Here is a 13,328-nt window from a genome sequence, read left to right on the forward strand (position 1 = left end):
GGTTCGAGTCCCGTCCAGACCGCTAAAATTTTAAAAAAACACATTGTTGGTCTGGTAGTTCAGCTGGTTAGAATACATGCCTGTCACGCATGGGGTCGCGGGTTCGAGTCCCGTCCAGACCGCCAAACAAAAAAAGCATCATTTGAATAAAATGATGCTTTTTTTGTTACACGAATTTCTTAACCTATTTTTTTAGTTCGTACTGCAGCGCTCCCGAAGGACAACGCTTAATCTGATCAATCAGTTCCGCTGTGCTTGCATTTTGAGCCGTAATCCAAGGCCTATCTTTTGGATGATATACCTGTGGTAAACTTTTAACACAGATCGCGGCGTGTTCACATCGCTCAGGAATCCAAAGCACAGTGATCTCCCCATTGGGATGATCATATCTAACAATCTTTTCTTCCATAATAAAAATCTCTCCTGAAATACTAATATCAATAAGTACGATTTTGTTTTATGAAATCGGGCGTCTCCGTTTGATCATCCTACTGACACGATAGAGCATAAAAATAGCCACGATAGAGAGTAACACGACAATGACACCCAAGCTTGGGTAATGCTCCAATGGGCTTTCCTTCGTCTGTTGAACAATGATCACACCGGCAAGTGACGCTGCTACTCCCCCAGCCAGCTGTTGTAAAGATGAACTTATACTCATAAATGCACCCCTATCCTTCATTTCAGGAACCGCACTGATCAAAGCCGAAGACGGTGTCATACGGCTCAGGATACCGGCCATCATCAATATATTCAAAAAGATGACCAAATAAAATGGCGTAACCCCCAGATTGGTATAAATCAATACAACAACCATCAGCCATAACGATGCAAAAGCGAAGATTTTAAATTTATCATAGCGATCGCTCAATTTGCCAACGATGGGCATAATAATCAATGAGGCGACACCGGATATCATAAATAACATGGGCAATTGCTCATGACTAACTTTCAGGTTATTGACGGCAAAGGCACTTCCAAAAGGCATCATCATATAACCACCGATAGAGAGCAGCGCTGTCGCCAGAAAACCAATGCGGTATTCCTTTTGCGAAAAAGTAGTCCACAGATGCTTAAGTGCCGATTGATGTTTTTGCAGGCCGATATGTGCTGTAATAGGAATCAGTTTAACCGCAATAATAATGACAATGACCAAGGCCATCATAGCGATCCACAGGAAAGCACTATGCCAGCCCCAGTTGTTTGCAATATACAGGCCTATCGGAATCCCCAGTACCTGACTGGCGCCAAAGCCCATTTGCACAAAACCCATGACACGCCCTCTTTGTTGTAGCGTAAATATATCGGTAATGATAGCCATCGAAATCGACCCAATAACACCACCAAACAAGCCCGTCACCACACGGGCAGCAACCAAAGTCCAATAGTCATTGGCAAAACTGCAGAAAAAGGTTCCGATGATAAAACCCGAGTAAAAAAACAGCAAGAGCTTCTTTCGGTCGAAGCGATCGGCAAATCCCGCCGTCAGCAAACCTGATGCGCCTGCACTAAAAGCATAGGCTGAAACCGCTACACCAAATTGAGCTGGTTTTAGATCGATGGCCTTCATCAAAATATCGCCCATCGGTGACATCACCATAAAATCAAGCACGACGGTAAATTGTGTAATCGCTAGTAAAAACACAACGAGTTTTTGGTATGCCGTAAAGGGGACATTCGCCTGTTGGTCTATTTCCATGTGATAATGATGTTCTTGGTTTAAACTGGGTAAAAATACAGAAGCGTCTGAACATTCTAAGCAATAAGTCTATAAAAAATATTCAACATACTTTTTAACAGCTTTGGGGCCAATTTTTCACCAAACCTTCACGGGTAAATAGCGCTGCCGCCGACATTTTCAGTCCCTAGTATCCTGCCTGCACAACAGGTTTATTTAATACCTATTGAAACCATAGAAACAGCTGCGTTTACTGAAAGCAGATCCATTAAATAAAAAAGCCAGCACTTGAAAAAACAAGTGCTAGCTTTGATCGACTTTAACGTAATTTTTATTCGGCAATAACAGCAAATTCTGCTCCTGAAGCGAAATCATCGCCACGCTGTGAGCTCAATGCGGTAAAGCGGATATAACGGCCCTTGACAGGTTTCTCAAAACGAACGGTTTTGAGTTTTTTATTTCGCTCGAATGTACCCGATAGCACATCCTCCCAGTTTTTACCATCTTTACTTACCTGAATCTTATAATCCTTGATATCGCCATTGGCGCCATCTGGCCTCGGCAAAAATGTAAAACCTTTGATCGTCTTCACACTCGCGGCGTCGAAATCAACCCAATGCGGATATTGAGCGACAGTGACTGAATACATCGTATGCCAGATCGACGAAGGATCTCCATCCAATAGGTTCTTGGCATCACCTTCACCGGTCTCCTGGCTGGAAGTAAAGACCACTTCCATCGGAACCGTCTCGATCTTACTGTATTGTTGTGTTACTTTTAGTTTTTCATTCCCCTGATACCAGGCCGTTATTGTTCCGCCCTGACGCAGGTCAAAAGAATTCTTATAGGTGTTTGCTTTTCCATTGTTCACCGTATATAGTACAGTCTCCGCTTTATTTCCCGAAAGCACGGATACCTCACCTGTTGAACTTCTGGCAAAAGAAATGGGGGCATCACCTGCGGTAGCCACCTGTGCTTTGGCCAAGTAGTCATTTTGTCGGACCGGACGGATAATAAATCCTATTGACGAGGGAACAGCTTTCACACGGTCTTTTTCCAATGGCGGCCCTTGACCACAACTATTACCGCCAAGACCAGTGACCGCAGCGTCCAAATGCAAATGCACACCGGAGCTCTTCGGTAACTGATAAGGGTGCGGTGCAAATGTCAATTCCAGTTCGCTGTATTCCAAAGCGGATGTCGCTAGAGGTTCTTTCGCAATAAAGATCGCTCCTTGTCCATCCTTATTGGTCAGGGATGTCCAGCGCACATCCTCATTGTTACTCATATTCTGCGGATTGGGCCATGATACGAACTGATCTTTTACTGTACTTTTATGCAATTCAATAAATTGTGCAGTTTTACGATCCGCATAGTTATTGATCGGGCCGCGTCCATAATAGGTATAGTTGCCAAATTCACCCGGCAATTGCAAGGAATAGCCCAGTCTTGCCAATACGACACTTGCATTGTTCGAAGTGATACTAGATGACAATTCAATCGAACCATCTTGGTATATCGTCCAGATCTGATTGCTCGTAAACTTGAAATCATCATTGCCAAACGGTTTATCCATATGCTCTTTGAGGGTATATGTTCCTGATGTTCCGCCTAATAATGAAGCTCCATAGGGAGCCTGAGACTCGATTGTAAATGCCAAAACTACTGTCCCGTCTCTCTTCGTATAGCTATTTGAAGATAAAACTTTATGTTTTAAGTTATGTAAACCCTTTTCAAACCATTGCTGATAAGCCCAGTTATCATTATCAACAGGTGCACGCAATGCATCCAGTTTAGGTCCTTCACCATCGCGTATAATTTGCTTGTCAGCATACGCCAAACTATAGATTGACCCAGTCTTATTATCAAATTTTGCGACAAACTGATCCCCCTTCACAACCTGAAGCTCACCTTCCTTGGAAAGTACGGGATTTTTACCTTTGGCAACAGTCGAAATCAACGGTTTATTTTCCGCGGCTTTGACAAACAGCTGTTCTTCCATTTGAACAAAGCCCTTATTTGCCCATGGCTTGTCCTCGTTGAGCAAAAATTGAACCTTGACAAAATATTCAGATCCCGCATCCAATTTGGTGTATTCGATCGGTAGGACAACTTGTTTTTTCTGGCGTGCTTTGGGTAGATCAGCAGCAATTGTACCCGTGCTTCCCACAACAGCTACCCCATCTTTGAACAATGACCATTGAACCTGATAGTCACGAAGATCCTTGAAATAGTTTTTATTGAATAGTTCAATTTTTCCCTGTGGAATATCAATGGCCTTAACGCCTACATTTTGATAAACCTTTTTTACTTCAAAATATTGAGGTTTGGGTTTCATGTCGGCAAAGATCAATCCATTGTTGACGAATGTACCGTCATTTGGCTTGTCCCCAAAATCACCGCCATAAGCCAAAAAGCGGTCGCCGGTTTTCTTATCATAGTAATACATGGCCTGGTCGATCCAGTCCCAGATTGCTCCGCCCATAAAGAAATTGGTCGATTCGATGGCTTCCCAGTAATCAATTAAGTTACCGACAGCATTTCCCATGGAGTGCGAGTATTCAGAAATATGAAAAGGGTACTTCAATTTGTAGGTTCCTTTGACAGCCCCTCTGACCCAGTCAATGGACGGATACTGATTTGACCCCATATCCACTATCGCGTTGTTGCGTTCATACTGAACAGGTCTTGAGGTATCTATTTTCTTGATCGCATCATAAGCTGCTACAAAATTATCTCCGGGACCAGCCTCGTTACCAAGTGACCAGATCACGATAGAAGGATGGTTGATGGTGGCATGCACCATTTCAATATTCCGTGCTACATGGGCATTTTTCCATTCAGGAACGTGAGAAAGCGATTCCTTTCCATAATAGTATTCATGGCTTTCAATGTTAGCTTCATCCTCAAGATAGATGCCGTATTTATCACAGAGGTAGTACCAATAGGGCGGCTCCGGATAGTGTGAATTGCGCACGTGATTGATATTGGCACTTTTCATCAGCTTTACTTCGGCCTCCATCTGTTCCCGGGTAACGACTTTTCCATGTTCAGGATTCGTCTCATGGCGGTTCACACCTTTCAGCTTAACCGTTTTGCCGTTGATGTAGTAATAACGTCCGGCAAGACCGAATTCATCGTCAGATGCCTTGGTATCTTTAATTTCAACCTTCCGAAACCCAACATAAGTGGAAACCGTTTCAACCGTTTTATTTTTCTTGTCCTTCAATTCGGCAACCAAGGTATACCGATAGGGAAGTTCAGCGGACCATTTATCTGGATTTTTTACAGCTAATGTCGCTTCTATGCTGTTCGAAGCCTTCGCATCCAACTGTGGAACAATTGCAGACACTTCGGCCTGGTCTACCAAGGTATTTTCATCGCTATACAGTTTATTCTTATACAAGGAATAAACAAGGGTATAACCATCGGCTTTCTTACCGCTCAAATTACGGACGGTACCGGTAATTTTCAATGCACCATCCTCATAGCGGTCGTCCAATGTCGGAATGGCTGCCAGATCACGAATTTGGATCTTGGGTGCTGAAGTCAGGGAGACATCGCGAAATATTCCCGGCAAGCGAAACATATCCTGGTCTTCCAAGAATGATGCGTCCGAGCTGCGGTAGACTTCTACCGCCAACACGTTCTCCCCGTCTTTATTTAAGAAAGAAGAGATATTAAATGATGCGAGGTTTCTGGAATTTTTTGAAAAGCCAACATATTTGCCATTCACCCAGAGGTAGAAAAATGAGTCCACCCCATCAAAATTAAGAAATACCTCACGACCTCCCCAATCCTTCGGAACGGTAAAATTCCGGCGGTATGAGCCGACTTCATTACGGTATAAATAAGTAGTCCAATCTTGAGGTGGCGTACGCATCACCCCGCCACGCCAGTCATCAACCTTTACCTGATGTTGAAAAATCACGCGCTGGTTGGTGTAAATAGGCACACCATATTTTAAACTACCATCTTTCTGAATACCGAAGATGTTCCAACTCATTGGAACAGGTACGGATTCCCATGAATTGACATCATATTTAGGATCATAAAATTCTTTTGGCCGTTCTTCCGGTGTCTTTACCCAATGGAACTTCCAGGAACCGTTGAGTGAACGCCAAAAGTTACTATGCTCGGGCAGTACTTTTCTTGCAGTTTCAACGTTTGAAAAGGAAAAGAACGAAGCGTGTGGTAATTCCTTATTAAGTGATAGCAATTGTGGCGATTCCCATTCATTCCCCTTTGGAGACAACATATCTCCATACTGGAAGCCTGCGATAGGAGCTGTCAATGATTGTCCTGTCGTTGAGGTCGAATGCAGGGTCAGCAGCGAGGCCAGCAAAGTTGAAAAAATAACGGATTTTCTTAACATCATGTATTTAAGCATTTTAGTTCAGGAAACCAAATGTAACTTCATTTTGGATGAATAACAAGCAGATTATTAAAGCACTCGATTGCGAAACTTTTTCGATACATAAAAAAAAAGCATTATTTATCGATCTTCTGAAAATCAGAAGTAAAAACAAATGCTTTCGGTTTCAGGGAATAAGCAGTATTTTTGGGCGTAGATTTCGCATTAAACAAATAAAAGTTTACGTTTGAAAATATTTTGAAGATTTTTATTTTTCAAAGGGTTACAATTTAAGCATTAAGGTATTAATAGGTGAGTAAATTCAGTAAATCAGTCCTGCTAGAAAATGATGAGCAAATCATTGAGGGCCTTAAAAAAGGCGATAGCTTGGCGATAGATAGTATCTATAAACGATATTATCCGTCCATAAGCCATATGATACTGCAAAACAATGGAAGTGAGGATGAAGCAAAAGATATCTTTCAGGAGGCTGTGATTGTGCTCTACGATAAAGTTGCCAAGGGTGACTTTGAGCTCAGCAGCAAACTCAAAACATATCTTTACTCGATTTGCCGAAGGCTTTGGCTGAAGCAACTCAATCGTGCGGGTTTTGGCAATAGTGACATTAGCGGTTATGAAGATTCCTTATTTGAGGAAGAAGACTTACAGCAGCATCAAGAACTTGAGAAAAAGTTTGATCAAATGGAGCTTGCGCTAGAGAAGATGGGTGAACCCTGTAAGACAATCTTACATGATTTCTATATCCTAAACCACTCGATGCAGGACATCTGTGAAAAATTTGGTTATACCAACACAGATAACGCCAAGACTCAAAAATATAAATGCCTGCAACGGCTGAAAAAAATATTTTTTTCAACAGATTAAAATTTGAGTAACACCATGGGAACAATGAATCAAAAAGAATTTTTCGAATTGGCTGACCAATATCTGCGCGGGGAATTATCTGCAGCGGAAAAAGCGGCGTTCGAATCTTTTTGTGCTGAAAACCCTTCGTATGCTGCCCAATTACAACAACACCGCGACTTTGTTGCCAATATGAAAGAAACTAGCCAAAGGCTTGATTTCAAACAGGTATTGGCTAACTCAGCCAAGGAATATCATAAATCCCAATGTACAACCACGAAAGTGGTTCCGATGAAACAGTCTACTGTTATTTCTCTTTGGGAGCGGATCAAAGCAAGCTCTTTAGTAGCTGCAGTTGTGGCAGTATTTGCGGTATTTGGCACCTTATGGCTAAGTGGCTATTATAGCAACTTGGAAAAAGCCTCTTCAGATTATAGCGCATTACGTCGTGACATGAATAATGTCAAAAAGAACGTCAATGCACATAACGCTGCGATCAAAGATATCAATGATAAAAAGTCGGTTAAAAGTAGCGAAAGCCAATTTGGAGCGACAGGTTTTATGTTGACAACAGATGGTTATGTGGTAACCAACTATCACGTGATCAGTGGTGCAGACTCCATTTATCTGCAAAATGGTAAAGGTGAATCTTACAAAGCACAAGTTGTTCACACCGATGCCAGCAAAGATTTAGCAATCTTATACATCGCCGACAAAAACTTCAAAAAGGCTAAAAGCTTACCTTATACCTTCAAAACGTCTACTTCAGATTTAGGGGAGGATATCTATACCATCGGTTTCCCTCGTGATGAAGCAGTATATGGACAAGGATACTTAAGCTCGTCAACAGGCTACGCAGGTGATACCATTGCTTATCAAATATCCGTTCCGGTCAATCCAGGAAACAGTGGTGGCCCCGTATTGGATAGCAGAGGCAATGTGATCGGTATTATTTCAGGTAAACAAAGAGGAATAGATGGTGCTGCTTTTGCCATCAAAACCAAGTCAATCATGAATGCCCTTGCTGATATCCCTAGCGACTCATTAACCGCAGGCGTAAAAATCAATAAAAAGAATGCTTTGGCAGGTTTACCAAGAACAGAACAGATCAAAAGAATACAAGACTATATTTATATGGTTAAGGTCTATTAAGACTATATCTTTAATGCTTATAAAAAGGGCGGTACGTAAGTATCGCCTTTTCTTTTTTATCAAACGCTGGTTAAAGGCTGGATCCGGTCATTTTAAGCGACACAAAAGCTTGTCCAACGAACTACAGCACCTCAAAAGGAATTCCCGATTCATCTTGTATAGGAACGCTCAAAGTGATGTAGTCTAAAAAGAAACAGCGGACTCCGCTGCGTATGACAGCGGAAAAGGAGTATGTGAAGAAAAGGCAAAAATCAAAAAGGGAGTGTCCAAAAAGATAGGACACTCCCTTTTTATATCGGAATTTCACCTAATTGACTATAGATTAGGTTGAGGTGTTGTTCTCAAATAAGGTTTAATCTCTTTAAATCCTTTCGGAAATTTTGCAGGGATATCTTCCGTCTTGATTGCAGGCACAACAATTACGTCTTCACCATGTTTCCAATCAGCCGGTGTGGCAACCTGATAATCAGCGGTGAGTTGCAATGAATCTATCACCCGCAAGATCTCATCAAAATTACGGCCAGTAGAGGCAGGGTAAGTCAGTGTCAATTTTATCTTTTTATCCGGGCCAATAATGAAAACCGAACGTACAGTAGCCGTTACCGAAGCATTCGGGTGAATCATATCGTAAAGCTCAGAAATATGATGGTCTTCATCGGCAATAACCGGAAAATTCACTTCCGTCTGCTGTGTTTCATTGATATCCTTGATCCAGTTCAAATGGTCATTTACATTGTCTACACTTAACGCTATTGCTTTGACACCCCTTTTGTCAAATTCAGATTTCAATTTCGCCGTACGTCCCAGCTCAGTTGTACATACAGGCGTATAATCAGAAGGATGTGAGAAAAATACCACCCAGCTATCTTTAATATAATCGTGAAAATCTATTTCACCAATAGTCGTTTGCGCTTTAAAATTTGGCGCTTCGTCTCCTAATCTTAAACTCATAATCTTATGTTTTAAATATGTCCAAAACTACATACTCTACAAATATAGTAGATTAAATTTATCAAACAAATAATTCGCTACTTTTTTAGATTCAGATGAAAAAACGGTACTCAAATACTATGCAAGCATAATATATATTTTGTATATTTGGTATACGCGAGCTATTTCCAAACTGCCTTGAGAAATAAGGCCAAGGATACCACGTAAAACATTTTTGCTTCACAGCGAGTTGATCATGTAATACTGGAGAAATATATGACAGGCGAAATAAAATTATAGACCATAAAAATTGAGATATCATGAATTTTGAATTAAGCGAAGAACATAAAATGATCCGGGACGCAGCACGGGAGTTTGCTCAGGAACTAAAAGCAGGTGTCATACAACGGGATGAAGAAGCCCAATTTCCAACAGATTTTGTCAAGCAAATGGCCGAACTTGGATTTATGGGTATCATGACCCCAGAGGCCTACGGTGGTGCTGGCATGGATACCCTGGCCTATGTTTTGGTATTGGAGGAAATTGCCAAAATTGATGCCTCTGCGGCCGTTATTGTTTCAGCACATAATTCGTTGGTACTATATGGACTCAACGCCTACGGAACTGAAGAGCAAAAACAAAAGTATCTGGTTCCACTCGCCAAGGGGGAGAAACTGGGTGCATTTGCACTTTCGGAACCCGAGGCAGGCTCGGACGCTTCCTCACAACATACAACAGCCGAAGACAAAGGTGACCATTATCTCCTGAATGGCACGAAGAACTGGATTACAAACGGTGGTCACGCCGATATCTACCTCGTTATTGCACAGACTCATCCAGAAAAAGGTCATAAAGGAATCAATGTGCTGATTGTCGAAAAGGGATTGCCGGGTTTCACCATTGGACCAAAGGAAAATAAATTGGGAATCCGAAGTTCGGACACACATTCCCTGCTATTTTCGGATGTTAAAGTTCCAAAGGAAAATCGTATCGGTGAGGACGGTTTTGGATTTAAATTTGCCATGAAAACCCTTGATGGCGGTCGTATAGGTATCGCGGCACAAGCCTTGGGTATCGCAGCCGGTGCTTACAATCTGGCACTTACCTATGCCAAGGAACGCAAAACATTTGGAAAACCCATTTCAGAACATCAGGCCATCCAATTTAAACTGGCTGATATGGAAGTCGATATTGAAACGGCCCGACTATTGACTTATAAGGCTGCGTGGACTAAAGATCAGGGACTGCCGTATGGAAAGGAGGCCGCAATGGCCAAGCTCCATGCCTCTGAGGTAGCCATGAAACATACGGTCGAAGCTGTGCAGGTCCATGGCGGTTATGGTTATGTGAAAGAATATCATGTAGAAAGATTAATGCGTGATGCCAAAATCACTCAAATCTATGAGGGTACATCCGAAATACAACGACTGGTGATTGCGCGGGAAATCCTGCGATAAAATCTTTCGCAGCATAGTTTAGAAGAAAAGACCTGTCCGCTTTTCATGAAACGGACAGGATTTTTTATTGACTATTCAATTTACTATCTATCATCGACAGGTATTGATAATCCTGAAAGGAAAAACTCGCTGTCTCAGCCATCGCCAAATTTAAGAGGAGCTTTGCTTTTCGCAATAAATTCTGCTGTTCTTCACCCTGTACATTCAACCCGTCGAATAGTAAGGTCAATGCCAGTGGATGCAACTGCTGTGCGTGGAGTTCTTCTTTTGAGTAGGACGTAAGTTCATCGTCAGAAAGCTGCAGATAAAAATCGCGATCTTTGTCAAAAAACTTTTGATAGGCATCTGAAAATAAAGCTGGGTCACTAGGCTCGGCAAAAGCATCATATCCTTCGATCCAAATACGAAGAAATTTTCCGATATCTTCAACCCAACGCACCATTAAATCTTTTTTAAAACTTACTCCCATTTTGAAATCTATTATCGAATCTGTCCATTGCCGCGGACAATCCATTTTTCTGTTACCAATTTTTCCAATGCAAAGGGCCCACGTGCATGCAGTTTCTGCGTGGAGATACCTATTTCTGCTCCCAATCCAAATTCCCCACCATCCGTAAAACGTGTGGAAGCATTTGCATATACCGCTGCGGCGTCCACTTCATTCAAAAACCGTTCGATAGCCAACTCGTTTGAAGACACAATACACTCCGAATGTTTTGAAGAATACTTTTCGATATGTTCCAATGCTTCGTCCAGCCCATCGACTGTTTTTATCGAACACTTCAAATCTAGAAATTCTCTTCCAAAATCCGCTTCTTCTGCTGCCACTAAATTTGAAAATCCATGTTGCTCCAAAAGCTCAAACGCAAAAGGGTCTGCAAAAACTTCCACGGCGGCATGTTCAAAATAGGGTGCCAATTTAATTAAAAACTCCGGTGCCACCTGCTGATCCACCAAAACCGTATCCAAAGAATTGCAGACGGAAGGTCTGGAGATCTTGGCATTGGCGACAATTTTTGCTGCCATTTCGAGATCGGCAGTTTGATCCACATAGGTATGACATACTCCCGCACCAGTTTCAATTACTGGTACCTTCGCATTTGCCCGGACAAAATCTATCAGGGACTGTGAACCCCGCGGAATAATAATATCCACATACTTGGTTGCCTCCAGCAATTCAGACACATGTTTGCGATCGACCGGCAACAATTGTACGATATCTTTTGGTATCCCCTGCCCTTCGAGGACAGCATGAATTACCTTCAGCAAGGCCGCATTTGTATATAGCGCATCAGAACCACCTCGCAACACACAAACATTCCCCGATTGTATGCAAAGAGCTGCGACATCAATTGTCACATTTGGCCGGGACTCATAAATCACGCCAACAACGCCAAGAGGAACGGTAATTTTCTCTATTTCCAATCCATTGGGCAGCACTTTCTTCAACAACAACTGATCCGTCGGGTCTGCCAAATCAGCAATCTGCTTTACACTATCGGACAGTGCCTTCAAACGACCACTATTCAGTAGAAGGCGGTCTTTTTTGGGATCTTCATCGCTCATACGATCTAAATCCATTTTATTGGCCTGGAGGATGGGCCCTTCTTCTTCAATTAGAGCAGCAGCGATAGCATCTAATGTTTTCTTTTTACCCTCTGGAGAAAGCTGTTGCAAGAACTGTTTTGCCTTCGCTGCCGCCTTTAATTGTTCAATTATTGTTTCACTCATAACAATACGATATCATTTGCATGCGCAATTTCTACATTCTTTTTACTGGACTGGGATAACAAGGATGAATCCATTTTGGCCCGGGCCACAGCCACCGTCAGACCTTCGAGGTTCACAATATTCAGCACCTCTCCTTTCTCAAAATGTTCAACAATACGGGTTACCCCAACAGCCAATAAGCTTTTATGTTTTAATAAAGCCTCCTCGGCACCACGGTCAATCATCAATTCGCCCTTAATTAAGCTTCCGCTCGCTAGCCATTTTTTTCGCGAAGAGATCTTTTTACTCTCAGGCAAACACAAGGTACCTGTCTCATGTTTGATGGCTTTTGTGATCGCGTCTTCAGTCTGCATGCTAAAAATAACCACGCCGATCCCCATCTGATTGGCAAGCCGGGCAAAATTCAGTTTTGAGGTCATACCACCTAATCCGACAGCAGATTTATCTTTTCTTGCCAATCCCAGAATATCGCGGTCAATGGTCGCAATGGTCTCTATAATTTTATTATTCGCATCCAATACTCCCGGAACAGAAGTACTAAACAATAATTTTTCAGCTCCAAATCCAACAGCAATAAGTGTTGCGAGTTCGTCGTTATCCGAAAACTTCAATTCCTTATTGCTCACCACATCATTTTCATTCGCTACTGGGATTACATTGTTGCGCCACAGTTCCTCATAGGTATTCTTTAACTGCAGGAACTGATCCCGATTGGAAAAGTGATGTCGCTCACATAAGCTTTGTGCCAATGAAATCTTAAAAGGCCTAAAATAGGTGGAATAGGTATTAATCAAGATCGGATTCCCGATAGCAGCTGCGGCCTTCCGTTCCGACAGCGTACCTGTGTAACTGGGGAGAAAACGCTTGCCGGCAGCAACAGCACCCGAAGATACCAGGACAATATTATACCTCTTCTGTAAAGAAGCGATCTGCCGGGCAATCTCCAAAACAATACGTTCATCAACTTCTCCCTCTTTCGTGGTAATAGAAGCCGATCCAAATTTGACAACGAGAATAGGCTTTTTCATTGTAAGTATGCTTTAGTTTAGATTAAAGCTCTAATTTACTGAGAAGAATTTGATTTTTGCAAAATATGTTAACATTTGAACAATATCGCGCAATAAAATACCGGATTTTTTCTGCGCGAAAAGACAGATTACAG

10 protein-coding genes and 1 tRNA gene are annotated in these 13,328 nt (G+C 42.1%); 4 read left to right on the top strand and 7 right to left on the bottom strand.

Going from position 1 to position 13,328, the window contains the following annotated elements:
• The first annotated feature begins 48 nt into the window (after positions 1-48).
• Positions 49-125: transfer RNA gene (locus HMAT_RS22565), tRNA-Asp, on the top strand.
• Positions 126-184: 59 nt separating this feature from the next.
• On the opposite strand, the gene HMAT_RS22570 is transcribed toward HMAT_RS22565, so the two are convergent.
• From HMAT_RS22570 to HMAT_RS22580, 3 genes are all read right to left on the bottom strand, one after another.
• A complete protein-coding gene (locus tag HMAT_RS22570; RefSeq protein ID WP_104385094.1) occupies positions 185-409 on the bottom strand; it encodes a (4Fe-4S)-binding protein in 225 nt (74 codons plus the stop codon).
• Between the two features lie 48 nt (positions 410-457).
• The gene (locus HMAT_RS22575; protein WP_199768737.1) at positions 458-1,699 is read right to left on the bottom strand and encodes an MFS transporter; all 1,242 of its coding nucleotides are present in this window, start codon (positions 1,697-1,699) and stop codon (positions 458-460) included.
• A 310-nt stretch (positions 1,700-2,009) separates the two neighbouring features.
• Positions 2,010-6,056 carry a glycoside hydrolase family 2 TIM barrel-domain containing protein gene (locus HMAT_RS22580; protein WP_199768738.1) on the bottom strand — a complete coding sequence of 1,349 codons (4,047 nt, stop codon included), beginning with the start codon at positions 6,054-6,056 and terminating at the stop codon, positions 2,010-2,012.
• Between the two features lie 288 nt (positions 6,057-6,344).
• Between HMAT_RS22580 and HMAT_RS22590 the strand changes: the two genes are divergently transcribed.
• Positions 6,345-6,917 (top strand): RNA polymerase sigma factor, encoded by a 573-nt coding sequence (locus HMAT_RS22590; RefSeq protein ID WP_104385097.1) that lies wholly within the window; start codon positions 6,345-6,347, stop codon positions 6,915-6,917.
• A 15-nt stretch (positions 6,918-6,932) separates the two neighbouring features.
• Entirely contained in the window at positions 6,933-8,048 is a 1,116-nt protein-coding gene (locus tag HMAT_RS22595) for a serine protease (protein WP_104385098.1), read from the top strand.
• A gap of 315 nt (positions 8,049-8,363) precedes the next feature.
• Here HMAT_RS22595 and HMAT_RS22600 read toward each other — a convergent pair whose 3' ends face one another.
• The gene (locus HMAT_RS22600) at positions 8,364-8,999 is read right to left on the bottom strand and encodes a peroxiredoxin (protein ID WP_104385099.1); all 636 of its coding nucleotides are present in this window, start codon (positions 8,997-8,999) and stop codon (positions 8,364-8,366) included.
• 299 nt (positions 9,000-9,298) lie between these two features.
• On the opposite strand from HMAT_RS22600, the gene HMAT_RS22605 reads away from it, so the two are divergent.
• The gene (locus tag HMAT_RS22605; protein ID WP_104385100.1) at positions 9,299-10,435 is read left to right on the top strand and encodes an acyl-CoA dehydrogenase; all 1,137 of its coding nucleotides are present in this window, start codon (positions 9,299-9,301) and stop codon (positions 10,433-10,435) included.
• Between the two features lie 64 nt (positions 10,436-10,499).
• On the opposite strand, the gene HMAT_RS22610 is transcribed toward HMAT_RS22605, so the two are convergent.
• Genes HMAT_RS22610 through proB form a run of 3 tightly spaced genes read right to left on the bottom strand, consistent with a single transcriptional unit; the run spans position 10,500 to position 13,194 of the window.
• The gene (locus tag HMAT_RS22610) at positions 10,500-10,904 is read right to left on the bottom strand and encodes a hypothetical protein (RefSeq protein WP_104385101.1); all 405 of its coding nucleotides are present in this window, start codon (positions 10,902-10,904) and stop codon (positions 10,500-10,502) included.
• A gap of 11 nt (positions 10,905-10,915) precedes the next feature.
• Positions 10,916-12,166: a glutamate-5-semialdehyde dehydrogenase gene (locus HMAT_RS22615; protein WP_104385102.1), complete on the bottom strand. Its 1,251-nt coding sequence runs from the start codon at positions 12,164-12,166 to the stop codon at positions 10,916-10,918.
• Positions 12,163-13,194: a glutamate 5-kinase gene (proB, locus tag HMAT_RS22620; RefSeq protein WP_104385103.1), complete on the bottom strand. Its 1,032-nt coding sequence runs from the start codon at positions 13,192-13,194 to the stop codon at positions 12,163-12,165. Before proB ends, HMAT_RS22615 begins: the two co-directional genes overlap by 4 nt.
• Positions 13,195-13,328 lie beyond the last annotated feature (134 nt).

The sequence above is a fragment of the Sphingobacterium sp. HMA12 genome (assembly GCF_002933815.1).
Taxonomy (GTDB): Bacteria; Bacteroidota; Bacteroidia; order Sphingobacteriales; family Sphingobacteriaceae; genus Sphingobacterium.